Origin of the sequence: Cupriavidus cauae, from assembly GCF_026210475.1 — a bacterium.
In the GTDB taxonomy this organism is placed as follows: Bacteria; Pseudomonadota; Gammaproteobacteria; order Burkholderiales; family Burkholderiaceae; genus Cupriavidus; species Cupriavidus cauae.
In genome coordinates, this window is the sequence record NZ_CP080294.1 from 679,199 (window position 1) to 696,384 (window position 17,186).

At 68.0% G+C, this 17,186-nt stretch carries 13 protein-coding genes; 2 read left to right on the forward strand and 11 right to left on the reverse strand.

From position 1 onward, the window contains the following. Window positions 1–38: 38 nt before the first annotated feature. The 9 genes from KZ686_RS18505 to KZ686_RS18545 form a co-directional block, all read right to left on the reverse strand. Window positions 39–1,781, reverse strand: a complete 1,743-nt coding sequence (locus KZ686_RS18505) for a thiamine pyrophosphate-binding protein (protein WP_265634777.1) — start codon at window positions 1,779–1,781, stop codon at window positions 39–41. After that, on the reverse strand, window positions 1,778–2,116 hold the full coding sequence (locus KZ686_RS18510; protein ID WP_149319521.1) for a cupin domain-containing protein: 339 nt from the start codon (window positions 2,114–2,116) through the stop codon (window positions 1,778–1,780). The genes KZ686_RS18505 and KZ686_RS18510 overlap by 4 nt, the downstream gene beginning before the upstream one ends. Before the next feature lie 116 nt (window positions 2,117–2,232). Continuing rightward, on the reverse strand, window positions 2,233–3,690 hold the full coding sequence (gabD, locus tag KZ686_RS18515; RefSeq protein WP_265634779.1) for an NADP-dependent succinate-semialdehyde dehydrogenase: 1,458 nt from the start codon (window positions 3,688–3,690) through the stop codon (window positions 2,233–2,235). A 49-nt stretch (window positions 3,691–3,739) separates the two neighbouring features. Then, window positions 3,740–5,002 (reverse strand): 4-aminobutyrate--2-oxoglutarate transaminase, encoded by a 1,263-nt coding sequence (locus tag KZ686_RS18520; RefSeq protein WP_265635296.1) that lies wholly within the window; start codon window positions 5,000–5,002, stop codon window positions 3,740–3,742. Between the two features lie 71 nt (window positions 5,003–5,073). Further along, window positions 5,074–6,750, reverse strand: a complete 1,677-nt coding sequence (locus tag KZ686_RS18525; protein WP_407648611.1) for an ABC transporter ATP-binding protein — start codon at window positions 6,748–6,750, stop codon at window positions 5,074–5,076. Window positions 6,751–6,776: 26 nt separating this feature from the next. Continuing rightward, complete coding sequence (locus KZ686_RS18530) at window positions 6,777–7,616, reverse strand: ABC transporter permease (RefSeq protein WP_226109320.1); 840 nt, start codon at window positions 7,614–7,616, stop codon at window positions 6,777–6,779. Continuing rightward, on the reverse strand, window positions 7,613–8,617 hold the full coding sequence (locus tag KZ686_RS18535; RefSeq protein ID WP_226109322.1) for an ABC transporter permease: 1,005 nt from the start codon (window positions 8,615–8,617) through the stop codon (window positions 7,613–7,615). Before KZ686_RS18535 ends, KZ686_RS18530 begins: the two co-directional genes overlap by 4 nt. A gap of 127 nt (window positions 8,618–8,744) precedes the next feature. Further along, window positions 8,745–10,349, reverse strand: coding sequence for an ABC transporter substrate-binding protein (locus KZ686_RS18540; protein ID WP_265634782.1), 1,605 nt, complete (start codon window positions 10,347–10,349; stop codon window positions 8,745–8,747). A gap of 61 nt (window positions 10,350–10,410) precedes the next feature. Next, the gene (locus KZ686_RS18545) at window positions 10,411–11,730 is read right to left on the reverse strand and encodes an ArgE/DapE family deacylase (RefSeq protein ID WP_265634784.1); all 1,320 of its coding nucleotides are present in this window, start codon (window positions 11,728–11,730) and stop codon (window positions 10,411–10,413) included. A gap of 135 nt (window positions 11,731–11,865) precedes the next feature. Between KZ686_RS18545 and pdxR the strand changes: the two genes are divergently transcribed. Both pdxR and KZ686_RS18555 read left to right on the forward strand, forming a co-directional pair. Next, window positions 11,866–13,461: a MocR-like pyridoxine biosynthesis transcription factor PdxR gene (gene pdxR, locus KZ686_RS18550; RefSeq protein WP_190286291.1), complete on the forward strand. Its 1,596-nt coding sequence runs from the start codon at window positions 11,866–11,868 to the stop codon at window positions 13,459–13,461. Window positions 13,462–13,606: 145 nt separating this feature from the next. Then, on the forward strand, window positions 13,607–15,064 hold the full coding sequence (locus KZ686_RS18555; RefSeq protein WP_265634787.1) for an FAD-binding oxidoreductase: 1,458 nt from the start codon (window positions 13,607–13,609) through the stop codon (window positions 15,062–15,064). Between the two features lie 127 nt (window positions 15,065–15,191). Here the strand turns inward: KZ686_RS18555 and KZ686_RS18560 are convergent, their stop codons facing one another. Both KZ686_RS18560 and KZ686_RS18565 read right to left on the reverse strand, forming a co-directional pair. After that, window positions 15,192–16,676 carry an MDR family MFS transporter gene (locus KZ686_RS18560; RefSeq protein WP_265634789.1) on the reverse strand — a complete coding sequence of 495 codons (1,485 nt, stop codon included), beginning with the start codon at window positions 16,674–16,676 and terminating at the stop codon, window positions 15,192–15,194. Window positions 16,677–16,907: 231 nt separating this feature from the next. Beyond that, the gene (locus KZ686_RS18565; protein ID WP_322784966.1) at window positions 16,908–17,150 is read right to left on the reverse strand and encodes a helix-turn-helix transcriptional regulator; all 243 of its coding nucleotides are present in this window, start codon (window positions 17,148–17,150) and stop codon (window positions 16,908–16,910) included. Between the last annotated feature and the right edge of the window lie 36 nt (window positions 17,151–17,186).

Genomic DNA, 17,186 nt, shown 5'->3' on the forward strand with positions numbered 1-17,186 from the left:
GCGGCGGTCGTGGGTTGGCGCCTGCCGGCGCGGCGCGTTCAGGAGCCGGCCTGTGCCTGGCGCGCCAGCGCCGCCGCGCGAATCTGCGACAGCGTGATGCCGGGCCCCACGCCGTCCGGGTCGTAGCGCAGCTCGATCAGCGCGGGCAGCCGCTGCGTGTGGGCGAATTCCAGCGCGCGCGCAAACGCCGGGCCGAATTCGGCGTCACTGCTCACCACTTCGCCGTGGCCGCGATAGGCGCGCACCAGTTCGCTGAAGTCCGGGTTGTCGAAGGTCAGCGCGATGGTGCGGCCGGGAAACTCGCGCTCCTGGTGGGCGCGGATGGTGCCCCACATGCCGTTGTTGAAGACCAGCACGACGATGCCGAGCCGATACTGCATCGCCACGCCCAGCTCCTGCAGGTTCATCTGGAAGCAGCCGTCGCCGGCATAGCAGACCACGGTGCGATCGGGGTATTCCAGCTTGGCGGAGATCGCCGCCGGCAGCCCATACCCCATCGAGCCCACGGTCGGCGTCAGGCTGGTGCCGACGCCCTGGAAGCGGTGATAGGCGTGCGCGAACAGCGCGTAGTTGCCGGCGCCCACGGTGATGCAGGCGTCAGGGGGCACGTGGTCGCGCACATGGCAGGCGACGGCATTCACATTCAGCGGGCCGGGCGCGGGTGCCGGCTCCTGCTGCGCCAGGTAGTCGCCTCGCGCCGTACGGGTCTGGCCCGCCCACGCCGGTTCGGTCGCGGGCCGCAGCGTGTCGACCGCCTGCGCGAACGAGACCACGTCGGCGGCGATCGGCAGCGAGGACTGGAACACGCGACCCAGCTCGTTGGCATCCGGATAGACGTGCACCAGCCGCTGGCGCGGCAGCGGACTTTCCACCAGCGTGTAGCCCTCGGTGGTCGCCTCGCCCATGCGCGTGCCGACCGCGATCAGCAGATCGGCATCGCGGATGCGCGCGCGCAGCGCCTCGCCCATGCCCCAGCCGACATGGCCGGCGAAATTCGGATGATGGTTGTCGAAGCATTCCAGCCGGCGCCAGGCCGCGCCCACCGGCAGCGCGAAGCGCTCGGCGAAGCCCTCGATCTGGCGCATCGACTGCGGCGTCCAGCCGGAGCCGCCGACCAGCAGGAAGGGCCGCTGCGCCTGCGCCAGCAGCGTGCCCAGCGACGCCATTGCCGACGGCGTGGGCGCCGCATGTGCACGCTGGTAACGCGGCAGATCGGGCACCGCGGCCTTGCCCCACAGCGTGTCCTCCGGCAGCGCCAGCACCACTGGCCCGGGCCGGCCGCTGGTCGCCACCGCGAAGGCGCGCGCGACGAACTCGGGTATGCGATCGGTGCGGTCGATCTGCGCGACCCACTTCGCCATCTCGCCGAACATGCGGCGATAGTCGATCTCCTGGAACGCCTCGCGCTCGATGAAGTCGTTGCCGACCTGGCCGACGAACAGGATCATCGGCGTCGAGTCCTGATAGGCCGTGTGCACCGCGATGCTGACATTGGTCGCGCCAGGGCCGCGCGTCACGAAGCAGATGCCGGGCTCGCCGGTCAGCTTGCCGTAGGCCTCCGCCATATAGCCCGCCCCGCTTTCCTGGCGGCAGACCACCGGCTGGATCGCGTCCTGATGGTCGTAGAGCGCGTCGATGCACGGCAGATAGCTTTCGCCGGGCACCAGGAACACGCGCTTGACGCCATGGATGCGCAGTTGCTGGACGAGGATCTGGCCGCCATTGCGCTCGCGCGGCGATTGGGCGTCTCGGGCCCGGTCCGGGATGGATGCTGTTGTCATCGATTGGCTCCGTGCGCGGCCGCGCACGACGGCGATGCCGTGCCCGCCGCCGTCTTGATTTCGATCTCCACGAACACGCATTCGCCTTCGTGTGCGTTGATCACGTTGTGCTCGACGCCGGCCGGCCGCGAATACGCACGTCCCGCCACCAGCTGGCTGGTGACCTCGCCCTGCGGCGTCTGCAGCAGCAGCGGGCCGGTCGTCATCGGCACCACCACGTAGTCGTAGCCATGCCGATGAAAGCCTGTCTCCGCGCCGGGCGCGAAGCGCCATTCGGTGACGATCACACGCTCGTTGTCGACCTGCACGGTCGGCACTGCCTGGGGTCTGCTCATGTTGTTCGGGCTCGGATTGGGTCCGGTGAGGACCGGTGGGTCGGTGATGCCACGCCGCGGACGGCGTCCGGGCGGCGGACATGGCAAACAGATGGCAAAGAAATGGCGATCGCAGGTCAGCGGTCGATGCCGCCCATGCACAGGTACTTGATCTCGAGATAGTCCTCGATGCCGTATCGGGAGCCCTCGCGGCCCAGGCCCGATTGCTTGACCCCGCCGAACGGCGCCACCTCGTTCGAGATCAAGCCGGTGTTGATGCCGACCATGCCGTACTCCAGCGCCTCGGCCACGCGCCAGATGCGGCCGATATCGCGGCTGTAGAAGTACGACGCCAGCCCGAACTCGGTGTCGTTGGCCATGCCGACCACCTCGTCGTCGGTATGGAAGCGGAACAGCGGCGCCAGCGGGCCGAAGGTCTCTTCCTTCGCCACGCGCATCGCCGGTGTCACGTCGGCCAGCACGGTCGGCTCGAAGAAGGTGCCGCCCATCGGATGGCGCTTGCCGCCGGCCAGCACGCGCGCGCCCTTGTCCAGCGCGTCGGCGATATGCAGCTCGACCTTGGCGACCGCGTCCTCGTTGATCAGCGGTCCTTGCAGCACCCCCGGCTCGACGCCATGGCCGACCTTGAGCTTCGCCACCGCGGCGACCAGCTTGCTGGCGAAGGCGTCGTAGACCTTGTCATGGACGTAGAGCCGGTTCGCGCAGACGCAGGTCTGGCCGGCGTTGCGATACTTCGACGCGATGGCGCCCTCCACCGCCGCATCGAGGTCGGCATCGTCGAACATGATGAACGGCGCGTTGCCGCCCAGCTCCAACGACAGCTTCTTGATGGTGTCGGCGGACTGGCGCATCAGGATGCGGCCGACCTCGGTCGAGCCGGTGAACGTCAGCTTGCGCACCACCGGATTGGCGGTCAGCTCGCCGCCGATCGCCACCGCATCGCCCGTCACCACGCTGAACACGCCGGCCGGCACGCCGGCGCGCTCGGCGAGCACCGCCAGGGCCAGCGCCGACAGCGGCGTGTCCTCGGCGGGCTTGAGCACCATCGTGCAGCCGGCCGCGAGCGCAGGACCGACCTTGCGCGTGATCATCGCCAGCGGGAAATTCCACGGCGTGATGGCCGCGCAGACGCCGACTGGCTCCTTGACCACCACCAGCCGGCGGTCCGCCGTCGGGGACGCCAGCACATCGCCGCAGACGCGCTTGCCTTCCTCGGCGAACCATTCGAGGAACGAGGCGGCGTAGACCACCTCGCCCTTGGCCTCGGCCAGCGGCTTGCCCTGCTCGGTGGTCATCAGCAGCGCGAGGTCGTCGGCGTTCGCCAGCATCAGTTCATGCCACTTGCGCAGGATCTGGCTGCGCTCGCGCGCGGTGCGGCGGCGCCATTCGATCTGGGCGACGCGCGCGGCCTCGATGGCGCGCCGCGTCTCGGCCGCGCCCATCATCGGCACCTTGCCGATCGGCGCACCGGTGGCGGGATTCGTGACGACGAAGGACTCGCCGCGGTCGGCGTCGACCCACGCGCCGCCGACCAGGGCCTGCGCACGCAGCAGGCCGGTATCGTTCAATTGCATCAAAAGCTCCGGGGAATGGGGCGTCGGTATTGCTCAGCGGATCGGCGGATCAGCGGACCAGCACGTCGGCGAGGATGTCCAGCCCTTCGTCCATCACCGCATCGGGGATGGTCAGCGGGAACAGGAAGCGGATCACGTTGCCGTGCACGCCGCACGACAGCAGCAGCAGACCCTTCTGCAGCGCGCGGTTCTGCACCTCGCGCGTGAACTCCGCATCGGGGCTACCGTCTGCCTGCTGAAATTCCACCGCGACCATCGCGCCGAGACCGCGCACTTCCGCGATCTGCGGCACGCGCGGGCGCAGGCTGTGCAGCCGGTCCATCAGCCGTTCGCCGAGCGCGGCGCCGCGCGCGATCAGGTTTTCTTCTTCCAGCACCTCCAGCACCGTCAGCGCGGAAGCCACCGCGAGCGGATTGCCGGCATAGGTGCCGCCGAGCCCGCCCGGGGCCGGTGCGTCCATGATCTCGGCGCGGCCGCATACCGCCGACAGCGGCATGCCGCCGGCCAGGCTCTTGGCCATGGTGGTCAGGTCCGGTGCCACGCCGTAATGCTCCATCGCGAACAGCTTGCCGGTGCGGCCGAAACCGGTCTGCACCTCGTCGGCGATCAGCAGGATGCCGTGCTCGTCGCAGAGCGCGCGCAGCGCCTTGACGAAGGCGGCGGGCGCGACATTGAAGCCGCCCTCGCCCTGCACCGGCTCGAAGATGATCGCCGCGACGCGCTTCGGATCGACGTCCGCCTTGAACAGGACCTGCAGCGCCTTCAGCGAGTCGTCGACCGACACGCCGTGCAGCTCACACGGATACGGCGCGTGATAGACCTCGCCGGGGAAGGGACCGAAGCCGACCTTGTAGGGCACGACCTTGCCGGTCAGCGCCATGCCCATCATCGTGCGGCCGTGGAAGCCGCCGGAGAACGCGATCACCGCCGGCCGCCCGGTGGCGGCGCGGGCGATCTTGATGGCGTTCTCGACCGCCTCGGCGCCGGTGGTGAAGAACGCGGTCTTCTTGGCCCACTGGCCCGGCGCGCGCTGGTTGATCTTCTCGGCCAGCTCGATATAGCTGGCGTAGGGCACGATCTGATAGGCCGTATGCGTGAAGCGCTCCAGCTGCTTCTGCACGGCGGCGACCAGGCGCGGATGCCGGTGGCCGGTGTTCAGCACGGCGATGCCGGCGGCGAAGTCGATATAGCGGCGGCCTTCGACGTCCCAGATCTCCGAATTCTCGGCCCGTTCGGCGTAGAAATTGCACATCACGCCCACGCCACGGGGCGTGGCGGCATCCTTGCGGCGGACCAGTTCGGCATTCTTCATCGTCTTCTCCATGGTGCTTCGGGTTGGGCGCGCGGACGGCATACGGGCCGGCCGTCCGGGCCAATGCGTTGTCATGCGGCGGCGCGGATCGCCTTCGGATCCCACTCCTTGCCGGGGATCGCCGCGATCAGGCGCTGCGTGTAGTCGTGGCGCGGCGCGTCGAAGATCTGGGCCGGCGGCCCGGATTCGACGACCTTGCCCTTGTGCATCACGATCACGTGGTGGCAGATCTGCGCCGCCACGCGCAGGTCGTGCGTGATGAAGATCAGGCCGATATCGAGCCGCTTCTGCAGCGTGGCCAGCAGCTCCAGCACCTGCGCCTGCACCGAGACGTCGAGCGCGGACACCGACTCGTCGGCCACCAGCAGCTTCGGCTCGAGCGCCAGTGCGCGGGCGATGCCGATGCGCTGGCGCTGCCCGCCGGAGAACTGGTTCGGATAGCGGTCGAAGGCCGAGTCCTCCAGCCCCACCAGCTGCAGCAGTTCGCGCGCCCTGGCCTCCGCCTGCTGGCGCGGCACGCCGCTCGCGACCGGCCCGTCGCTGATGATCCGGCCCACGGTATGGCGCGGGTTGAGCGAGGCGAACGGGTCCTGGAAGATCATCTGCACGTCCTTGCGCAGCGGCCGGAAGCGCCGCTCCGGCAGCTTCGCGATGTCCTGGCCCTGGAACAGCAGCGTGCCGCCATCGATGTCCGTCAGCCGCAGCAGGCATTTGCCGATGGTGGATTTGCCCGAGCCCGACTCGCCAACGATGCCCAGCGTCTCGCCGCGCCGCACGGTGAAGCTGACGCCGTCGACCGCATGCACCACGCGCTTGCGCGAGAACAGGCCGCCGCCGGACACATAGGTCTTGCGCAGGTCGCGCACCTCCAGCACCGTCTCCGCGGCCTGGCCGTCCGCCTCGCCGCAGCGCCCGTGCGGCACCGCCCCGATCAGCCGGCGCGTATAGGGGTGCTGCGGGTGGTTCAGCACCTGCTGCGCGGTGCCCATCTCGACCAGCACGCCTTTCTCCATCACGGCGACGCGGTCGGCGATCTCCGCCACCACGCCGAAATCGTGGGTGACGAACATCACGCCCATGCCCTTCTCGGCCTGGATGCGCTTGATCAGCGCCAGGATCTGCGCCTGCGTGGTGACGTCCAGCGCGGTGGTCGGCTCGTCGGCGATCAGCAGCGCGGGCTCGAGCGCCAGCGCCATCGCGATCACCACGCGCTGCCGCTGGCCGCCCGAGAGCCGGAACGGATAGCTGTGCACCAGCGTCGCCGGATCGGGCAGGCCGACGAAGTCGAGCAGCTCGAGCACGCGGCGCATGCGCGCCTCGCCGGGATAGGCGTGGTGAACGCGCATGACCTCGGCGATCTGGTCGCCGACGGTCATCACGGGGTTCAGCGCGGACAGCGGCTCCTGGAACACCATCGCCATGTCCTTGCCGCGCATCGCCAGCAAGGTGGCTTCGTCCTGCGCCAACAGGTCCTTGCCGCGGAACAGGATGCGGCCGCCCTGCGGCTTCAGGTAGGTGGGCAGCAACCCCATGATGGCGTTGGCGCTCATCGACTTGCCGGAACCGGATTCGCCGACGATGCACAGGATCTCGCCGGCGTGCAGGTCGTACGAGATGTCGCGCACCGCGTAGGGGCGGTCGCCGCCCTTGGGCAGCGCGATGGTCAGGTCGCGGATCGACAGCAGCGGCGCGGAAACCTGCGCCGCATGGGCGCCGTGGGCGCCGTGGGAACTTTGCTGAGGATGCATCGGTTGGACAGGCATGGCTGGCTCCCTCATTCGCCGCGGCGGCGCAGCTGCGGATTCATGGCGTCGTTCAAGCCTTCTCCGATCAGGTTGATGGACAGCACCGTCAGCAGGATCGCCACGCCCGGCCACACGCTCATCCACCATGCCTCGCGGATCATCGTGCGGGCCGCGCCGATCATGAAGCCCCAGCTCATCATGTTGCGGTCGCCCAGGCCCAGGAAGGACAGCGCGGACTCCGTCAGGATCGCGGTGGCGACCATGAACGAGGCCGACACGATGATCGGCGACATCGCATTGGGCAGGATCTGCGTGGCGATGATGCGCAGCGGCTTCTGGCCGATCACCACCGCGGCCTGCACGAACTCGCGCTGCTTCAGCGACAGGAATTCGCTGCGCACCAGGCGCGCGACCGGCGGCCAGGACACCACCGAAATCGCACCCACGATCGAATAGATCGACGGATTGAAGATCGCGACGATCACCACCGCCATCGCCAGCTGCGGGATGGTCTGGAAGAACTCGGTAAAGCGCATCAGCGCGTCGTCGATGCGGCCGCCGCAATAGCCGGCCACCGCGCCGATCAGGATGCCGAACAGCAGCGCGACCGCGGTGGAGATCACACCGACCAGCAGCGATACCCGCGCGCCGTACAGCATGCCGGCGGTGATGTCGCGGCCCAGCATGTCGGTGCCGAACGGATAGGCCGGATCGGCGAACGGGTGCACCAGCGGATCGGCCACCATCAGCCACGGCGAATCCTCGTACAGCACCGGGGCGAACAGCGCGAAGGCGATCACGGCGAGCAGCACCAGCGCGCCGATGACCGCGCCGTAGTTGCGGCAATAGCGTTGCAGGAAGGCTTTCATGCGGTGGCTCCCTTGCCGCCGACCGAGATGCGCGGATCGATGAAGCGATAGAGCACGTCGGTCAGCAGGTTGAAGAAGACGACGAGGGCCGACGTCACGAAGAAGATGCCCAGCAGCAGCTGGTAGTCGCGCTGCAGCAGCGCATCGAACATCAGCCGACCGATGCCGGGCCACGAGAACACCGTCTCGGTCAGCACCGCGCCGCCGGCCATCTGGCCGAGCTGGATGCCGGCGAAGGTAATCACCGGCAGCAGCGCGTTGCGCAGCACGTGCACGCGGATCACGCGGTTGGCGGGAACGCCCTTGGCGCGCGCGGTTTTCACGTAGTCCATGCCCATCACCTCCAGCATCGAGGCGCGGGTCAGCCGCACATAGACGGCCATGAAGAAGCAGCCGAGCGAGATCGTCGGCAGGATCATGTGCAGCGCCACGTCCTTGACGCGCGCCATGCCGGTGTAGCCGGCGCCGATGGTCTCCATGCCGAAGGCCGGCAGCCAGCCGAGCACCACCGAGAACAGGATGATCGCCATCAGCGACAGCCAGAACAGCGGCGTCGCATACAGCAGCAGCGCGCCCGACATCACCGCGCTGTCGATCCAGCGGCGGCGGTTCTCGTAGCGGGTACGCGCGGCGATCACGCCGAGCAGCACGCCCAGCACGATCGAGAAGACGAAGGCGCCGCTCATCAGCAGGAAGGTCGCCGGCAGGCGGTCGAGGATCAGGTCCAGCACCGGCAGATGGTTGCGGTACGAATAGCCCAGGTCCAGCTGGGCCACGCCCTTCAGATAAATGCCGAGTTGCGTCAGCAGCGGCTTGTCGAGGCCGAACTGCTCGCGCAGCTGGCCGACGAAGGCGGCATCGCCGGCGCCGGCCTCGCCCGCCATCACGGTGGCCGGATCGCCCGGCGCCAGGCGGATCAGGAAGAAATTGATGATGACGACGCCGAGCACGACCACGATGGCCTTGCCAAGACGCGAGATCAGGAAGGAAAGGAAATTCACGGCAAGCTCCACGCGGGCGATCGGCGGCGGACAGCACTTCGTTGGGGCGGTCACCCTCCCCCCTGCCCCTCTCCCGCTGGCGGGAGAGGGGAGAACACCGGGGGCGCTTCGGATGGCGCTACAGCGCTCAGTTCTTCTCGATCGAGACGTTGTCGAACGACTCGTTCAGGCCGATCGCCGTGGTCACCAGGTTCTTGACGTTCTTGCGATAGAGCGTGGGGAACTCCAGCTCGAACAGGTTGGCGTTGGCGACGTCGTTGACCAGGATCCGCTGCACCTCGCTATAGAGCTTCTGGCGCTCGGCCGGGTCCATGGTGGCGCCCGCCTTGGCCCACAGTTCGTCGGCCTTCGGGTTGTTGTAGCCCTGCACGTTGGCGAACGGCGTGCCCTTGACGATATTGCGCGCCACGTACAGCCGCTCCACGCCCAGCGCGGGATCGCCGTACTGGTAGGTGTAGGTGGTGGTCAGGTCGAAGTCCCAGTTGCTGACGCGCGCGGCCCAGGTGCCGGCGTCCGCCGATTCGATGCTGACCTTGAAGCCGAGCTGCTCGAGCATCTGCTTGGCGTACTCGTCGAGCCGGTCCCAGTTGGCGCCGTACGAGGTGGCCAGGATCTTGATCGGATACTGGCCGACGTTGACGCCCGATTCCTTGATCAGGTCGCGCGCCTTCTTCAGGTTGAAGTCCATCGCCGGCATGTTCTTGTCGAAGAACAGCGTGGTGGACGCGAACGGGCTGACCGCCGGCTTGCCCATGCCGAAGAAGATGTTGTTGACGATCATCTTGCGGTTCAGCGCATGCATGACCGCCTGGCGCACCTTGACGTTGTCGAACGGCGGCTTGCGCTGGTTCATCAGCATGCTCGCCATCGGCGAGAACAGCTCCCAGCCCTTGGTGGTGTATTCGACGTTGGGCAGCGCGCGCAGGCGCTTGACGTCGACGTTGTCGACATCGCCGCCGCGCAGCACCTGCACGTCGCCCTTTTCGAACGCGACCGCGCGCGAGGCCGAATCGGGGATCACGTAGAAGACCAGCTCGTCCAGGTACGGCTTGCCCTTCTTCCAGTAGTTCGGGTTCTTGGCCAGCTTGATATAGGCGCCCTTCTTCCACTCCTTGAACATGAAGGGGCCGGTGCCGACCGGCTTCTGGTTGGCCGGGTTGTTGCGGTAGTCGGTGCCCTCGTACAGATGCTTGGGCATCATCGGCATGGTGCCGGTCTCGAACATCGAGATGAACGGCGGGAACGGCTCCTTGAGCTTGATCTCGACGGTGGTGTCGTTGACCGCGCGGATCGACGCCATGTACTTGTTCAGCACCGCGCGCGTGCGCACATGGACCTCGCGCAGCAGCTTGTCGATCGAGAACACCACGTCGGCCGAGGTGAACGGCTTGCCGTCGTGCCACTTGACGCCGCTCTGCAGCTCGAAGGTGTAGGTCAGGCCGTCGGGCGAGATCTTCCACGACTTGGCCAGCTCCGGCTGCGGCTTCAGGTCCGGCGTGTAGGTCAGCAGGCCCTGATAGATCTTGCCGGCGATGTATTGCGTCGGCGCCTGCGAATTGAGCGCGCTGACCAGGATCGGCGGCTCGGGCTGCACGATGCCGGACAGCGTGCCGCCGGTGGTCTGTGCGGCGGCGTTGCCGGCGGGCAGCGCCAGCGGCAACAGGGACAGGCCTGCCGCCGCGATCGCCAGCGAAGCCAGGCGCTGTTGAAAGCGCGTCGTAACTCGTTTCATCGGCTCGTTTCCTTGTCGTTGTGAACAGCGGGTACTGAGGGCACTGCTTGCACTTGGATCGTCATGCCGTGGCAATCGGCTCCACACCGCACCAGTCGTGCAGGAACTGCGCCAACGTGGTGGTCACCCGCACCATGCTGTCGAGCGACACGGATTCGTCGATGCCGTGGATGTTGCGGGCGACCGGCCCGTAGCACGTCACCGGGGTATCGAGCATCAGGCGGAAATGGCGCGCATCGGTGGTGGCGGTGGTCGCCTCGCGCTTGACCGGTCCGCCGTGGACCTTGCGATGGGCCTCGGCCAGCGCCTGCATGCTCGGCACGTCGAGATCGAACTCGCAGCCCGGCGCATGGAAGCCCTCGTAGCGGACAACGAGTTCCAGATTGCTGGCCAGCCGCGCGACGGTGGCGCGGATGCGCGCCTCGACGATGGCCTTGGTCTCGTCGATGTCCATATGCGGATAGAAGCCGATGCGCACGCCGAGCGTGCAGGTGCACGGCACCGACGAATTCCATTCGCCGCCGTGGATCTGGCCAAGGTTGAAGTTGATCGGGTGCGCGTGGTCGCGGTACACCGGCGGGCGGTTTTCCGGCCGGTTCCACTCGGCCTCGAGTTCGCGCAGGTCTTCCATCACGGCAACGCCCGCCTCGACCGGATTGACGCCGGAGGTCATGTAGGCCGCGTGGGCCGGTTTTCCGGTCAGCTCGATGAACATCCAGTAGACGCCCACCTGCGCGCTCATCAAGCCCTCGCCCAGCGGCTCGGGAATGATCACGGTATCGAAGGCGGCCAGCTTGCCGGCGCCGACCGCGCTGCGCAGCGCCGCCACGGTGGCCAGCGCGCCGTTGCCGGTGTTCTCTTCCTCGAGCACCGCGTTGAAGCCCACCGCGCCGGCCGGCTGCACGCCGAGCGCGCGCAGCGCCTTGAACGCGGCCAGCGCGCAGACGATGCCCGCCTTCATGTCGCCGGCGCCGCGCCCATAGAGCCAGCCGTCCTCGACCACCGGCGTGTACGGCGGATTGCGCCACATCGATTCGGGGCCGGTGGGCACCACGTCGAGATGGCCGTTGAACAGCACCGACCGTCCACCCTTCGCGGCGGGCCGATGCGTGGCCAGCAGGTTGTAGCGGCCGCCATCGGGACAGCACGGCGGCGAGAACAGCGGCAGATGGCGGATGGCATCGGCGCGCAGATGGATGCGCTCCGATTCGAGTCCCAGATCGCGCAAGGCCTGCTCGATGAATTCCGCCGCGGGTTGCTCCTGCCCCGAAGGGCTGGCGGCGGCGACAAAGCCCGACAGCGTCTGGACCATATAGGGCAACAGCGCGCGCACGGCGCCGGCGATGTCAGAGGTACTGAGTGGGCTTGCCGAATCTTGCATGGGGGCTCCTTTGAACGCCGTGCTGCGAGGCTCGCCGATGTGAAAACTGCTTGCACCGGCACGCGATGGGTGGGAAATTAGCGCACAGTTGGCACCATAGATAGGTCCATATTTGCCGTTTTTGCTGGAGCCATTTTGAAAGAGTCCATTCTGTCCGAGCTGCTGCTGCAACGGCTGGAACGGCCGGCCGACGGCAGCGCCGACAAGGCCGGCACGCATATGAACCGGCAGGTCTATCAGATCATTCGCCAGGAAATCCTTGCCGGTACGATCCCCGCGGGGTGCAAGCTGCCCGCTTCGCGGATGCTGGCCAAGGAGGTCGGGGTCTCGCGCAACACCGTGCTCTACGCCTACGAGCAGCTGTTGGCCGAGGGCTACGTCACGGCATCGACCGGAAGTGGCACCTTTGTGTCGCACACCTTTCCCGACCATAGTGCATTGCACAAGGTTGGCGCCGCGAATGGCACCATCACCGTGCCTGCAGCGCAGCAAAACCCGAACCGCTTTGCGCTGTCACGGCGCGGCCAGCATCTGGTGTCGCATGCCGGTGCGTCCGATCGCCAATGGGGTGCGTTCATGGCCGGCGTGCCCGACGTCTCGCTGTTTCCCCGCGCGGTGTGGAACCGCCTGCTGAACAAGCATTGGCGCGAGCCGCGTCCCGAGCTGCTGACCTATGCGCACAACGGCGGCTATCTGCCGCTGCGCCGCGTCCTCGCGGAGCATCTGCGCCTGGCGCGCGGCGTACGGTGCGATCCCGAACAGATCATCATGACGACGGGCATCCATCAGGCGATCGACCTGATCGCGCGCCTGCTCGCGGACCCCGGCGACAAGGCCTGGATGGAAGACCCCGGCTACTGGGGCACGCGCAGCCTGCTGTCGAACTCCGGCGTGGAGCCGATTCCCGTGCCGGTCGACGGCGAGGGCATCGCGCCGGACGCGGCCACGCTGCAGAACCCGCCGCGCTTCATCTTCGCCACGCCGTCGCACCAGTACCCGCTCGGCACCGTGATGAGCCTGTCGCGCCGGCGCATGCTGCTCGAGTACGCGCGCCAGCGCGGGGTCTGGATCGTCGAGGACGACTACGACAGCGAATTCCGCTTCGAGGGCCGCCCGCTCGCGTCGCTGCAAGGACTCGACGAGCACGATCGCGTGATCTACATGGGTACGTTTTCCAAGACGCTGTTTCCCGGCATCCGCATGGGCTTCATGGTGTTGCCCAAGCCGCTGGCCCCGCATTTCGCCATCGGGCTGTCGGAGCTGTTCCGCGAGGGGCAGCTGATCCAGCAGGCGGTGCTGGCGGACTTCATCGAGGAAGGGCACTACGCCACCCACATCCGGCGCGTGCGACTGCGTTATGCGCAGCGGCAGAGCCTGCTGCGCGAGGCCATTGCGGAACGCTTCGGCGCGGACTGGCCCACCTCCACGCACGAGGCCGGACTGCACCTGGTGATGCATCTCCCGCCCGGCGCCGACGATCTGGGCATCAGCATGGCGGCACGCACGCAGGGCCTGAGTGCGCGGCCGCTGTCGCGCTACTACAGCGACGAGACACAGGCGCGGCAGGGCCTGCTGATGGGCTATGCCTGCGTGCCCGAGGAAGAGATCGGGCCATCGTTCCGCAAGCTCGCCGAGGTCATCGAACCGGCGATGGAGCATCTGGCTCGCACGCAGGCGCCGCGGCGCGAATCGCCGGTCAAGATCAACCGCGAGGCGTGGAGCGGTGCGTGAGCGCGCCGCCGCGTGCCGAGCCGAGCCGAGCCGAGCCGAGCCGAGCCGAGCCGAGCCGAATGCCGGCCCGAGTGCGAAGCCGAACGCCGAGCCGAATATCGCGCCGTTTCCCCTTGTCCAACCGATCCCGCAACCAGACCCGTTCATGGCCACCTCGATCACTCAAACCCCCTCCACGGCCGCGCGCCGTGACGCCCTGCTGTCCGACCTCACCGCCGTGCTCGACCCCGCCGGGCTGCAGACCGGCGACGCCATCGAGACGCGTTTTCGCAAGGACTGGTACGCCCCGCTCGATCCGGTGCCGCCGATCGCGGTGGCGCGGCCGCGCAATACCGCCGAGGTGTCCGCGGTGCTGGCGATCTGCCATCGCCATCGGCAAGCGGTGGTGCCGCAGGGCGGATTGACCGGACTGGCCGGCGCCGCGACGCCCGCCGGCGGCGAACTGGTGCTGTCGCTGGAACGGATGCGCGGGGTCGAGGAGATCGACGATCAGGCCGGCACGATGACCGTGATGGCCGGCACCACGCTGCAGGCCGCGCAGGAGGCCGCGCGCGCGGCGAACTGGCTGCTGCCGGTGGACCTTGGCGCGCGCGGCAGCTGCCAGATCGGCGGCAATATCGCCACCAATGCCGGCGGCAATCGCGTGATCCGCTACGGCATGATGCGCGACCAGGTGCTGGGACTCGAAGCGGTGCTGGCCGACGGCACCGTGCTGACGTCGCTGAACAAGATGCTGAAGAACAATGCGGGCTACGACCTGCGCCAGCTGTTCATCGGCAGCGAAGGCACGCTCGGCGTGATCACGCGTGCGGTGCTGAAGCTGGCGCCACTGCCGGCCAGCACGCAGACCGCGCTGTGCGCGCTGTCCCGCTACGAGGACGTGGTGCAGCTGCTGCGCCATGCGCAGCGCAAGCTGGCCGGCAGGCTGTCCGCGTTCGAGGTGATGTGGGCCGACTTCTACGAGCTGGTGACCACGCGCGTGTCGGGCGTCCGTGCGCCGCTGCCCGCGGGCCATCCCTTCTACGTGTTGCTGGACCTGCAGGGCGACGACGCCGGCCAGGACGCGCCCGCCTTCGAGTCGATGCTCGAGACGGCGATGGATGCGGGCCTGATCCAGGACGCGGCGGTCGCGACCAGCGACAAGGAGGCGCAGAGCTTCTGGCAGTTGCGCGACGCGGTGGCCGAGTTTCCGGTGATGTGGGCGCCCAACGCCGCGTTCGACGTCAGCCTGCCGATCGGCCGGATCGGCGAGTTCGCGCAGGCCCTGCGCGCCGCCGTGCTGGACCGGTGGTCGACCGCCGAACTGGTGAACTTCGGGCACGTCGGCGACAGCAATCTGCATGTCAGCGTCTATCTGCCCGGGGTCGCGCTGCCGGACTTTCCGGAGCACGAGATCAGCGAAGTGGTCTACCGCGTGGTGCAGGAGTTCGGCGGCAGCATTTCCGCCGAGCACGGGATCGGCACGCACAAGAAGCCGTTCCTTGGATGCTCGCGCACGCCCGAGGAACTGGCCGTGATGCGCCTGCTGAAGCGGACGCTCGATCCGCACCATATCCTCTGCCCGGGCCGGGTCGTCGATCTGGAGGTAGTCGATCTGGACTGATCGAGCGGGATCGGGTGGGATGGGACGCGGATTGAGTGCAATTGGGCGGGAGTGAGCGGGATTGAGCGAGATGGGGCATCGGGGTGCGCCGCCTGGAATGACGCGGCGCGCCCCGATGATTCGGCCGCTATTCGACGCTCGCCGCCGCCTTGACCGGACTGCCGCGCAGCGTCGCCTCGCGCAGCCGCACGACCAGCAGCGGCGCGAGCAGCGATACCCCGGCGCTGGCGAGGAACAGCGCACGAAAGGACCGTTCCGCGGTTTGCCGCACCAGCGCCGCCTCGGCGCCATCGCCCAGCGACAGCACCTCGCGGAACAGATGCATCAGCACGTCCTCGCCGCCGGGCAGCGGGCTGACCGCCATGCCGCTGTGGCGCAGCAGCGCGATCAGCACGGTGGTCAGCACCGCGACGCCGACCGCGCCACCGAGCATCCGCGAGAACGCCGTCAGCGCGGTGGCCACGCCGACCTGCTGCGGCGGCACCGCGTTCTGCGTCGCCACCAGCGCGCTCGGTAGTTGCAGGCCGATCGCCAGGCCCAGCGCCACCATCACGATCCCTGTCAGCACCACCGCATTCGGATCGACGAAGGCCAGCGCGGCAATCGCCAGCGGCGCGGCTCCTGCGCCGATCAGCTGCAAGGGCTTGTAGCGGCCGCTCCAGGTCATCAGCCGGCCGGCGATGAAGGCGCCGAACGGAATCGCCAGCGTCAGCGGCACCAGCCGCAGCGCCGCGCTGTCGGCTTGCGCGCCGCCGACCACCTGGAAGCGCAGCGGCAGCAGCACCGACATCGCGATCAACTGGAAGAAGCACAGGAACAGCGTGATGCAGCAGATCGCCACCGTCGGCACGCGCAGCATCGCCAAGGGAATCACCGGATCGGCCGCGCGGCGCTCCTGCCAGACGAACAGCAGCAGCGCCGCCACGCCGCCGCCGAGCAGGCTCAGCGAATCGGCGCGCCAGACATCGTGCCCCTGGCCCAGGCGCGTCAGGAACACCAGCACGCCCGTCAGCCCACCGCCGAACAGCAGCGCGCCGAGATAGTCGATCCGATGCTTGCGGCCGCCGCCGGCCGGCAGATGGCGCAGCGCGCGGCGCACCGTCACCAGCGCCAGCAGGGCCAGCGGCAGGTTGATCCAGAAGATCCAGCGCCACGACAGATAGTGCGCGAGGTAGCCGCCGATCACCGGGCCCGCCATGCTGGCGACCGCCCACACGCCGCTGACATAGCCCTGATAGCGGCCGCGCTCGCGCAGCGGCACCACGTCGGCGATGGCGGCCTGCGATACCGAGATCAGCCCGCCGCCGCCGAGCCCCTGCAGGATGCGCGCGACGATCAACTGCGGCATGGTCTGCGCCAGCGCACAGGCGATCGAGGCGAGCAGGAACAGCACGATCGCGAACGACAGCACCGAGCGCCGGCCGAGCACGTCGGACAGCTTGCCGTAGATCGGCGTGGCGACCGTCGACGCAATCAGGTAGGCCGACACGACCCAGGCCATCACGTCGAACCCGTTCAGGCGCAGGGCGATCTCGGGCAGCACCACGGCCACGATCGACTGCTCGAGCGCACCGAGCAGGATCGCCAGCATCAGGCCGAAGATGACCTGCATCACCGGGACCGGTGGAGACCCGGTCGGCTCGCCGGGGTGAAGAGGCCTTGGCGGGAGGGATGACGCCGCAGGCGACGTCGGAGAATCTGCGGAGGCCGCAATGGAGGCAGCCGCGCCGACAAGGCGCAGACCAGAACGAGCGGGAGCGATCATCGGGCGGGCAAGGAGAAACAACATAGCCGGTGCACGACCCCACTGGTCGGACCGGCTTTTCTAATGAAGGACAGGAGGCTATTGTAGGCGCTTGCTTAAAAGTGTGCGTTTCTGCACGCTTTCGCTACCCTCTGAACTCCGCAAGGGCCCGATGGCCCTCGGATGAATCTCCGCAACCTGTAGCGTTAGCCCCAGGATATCGCCCAAGCGACCAAGCATATCGAGCGTGAAGTTGATACGGCCATGCTCGATGCCGCTCACGGTCTGTCGAGAGATGTCGGCCATCCTGGCCAGCATCTGCTGCGTCAAGCCAAGCGCCATTCGTTTCTGGCGAATGGCATTGCCTATTAAAGCGCG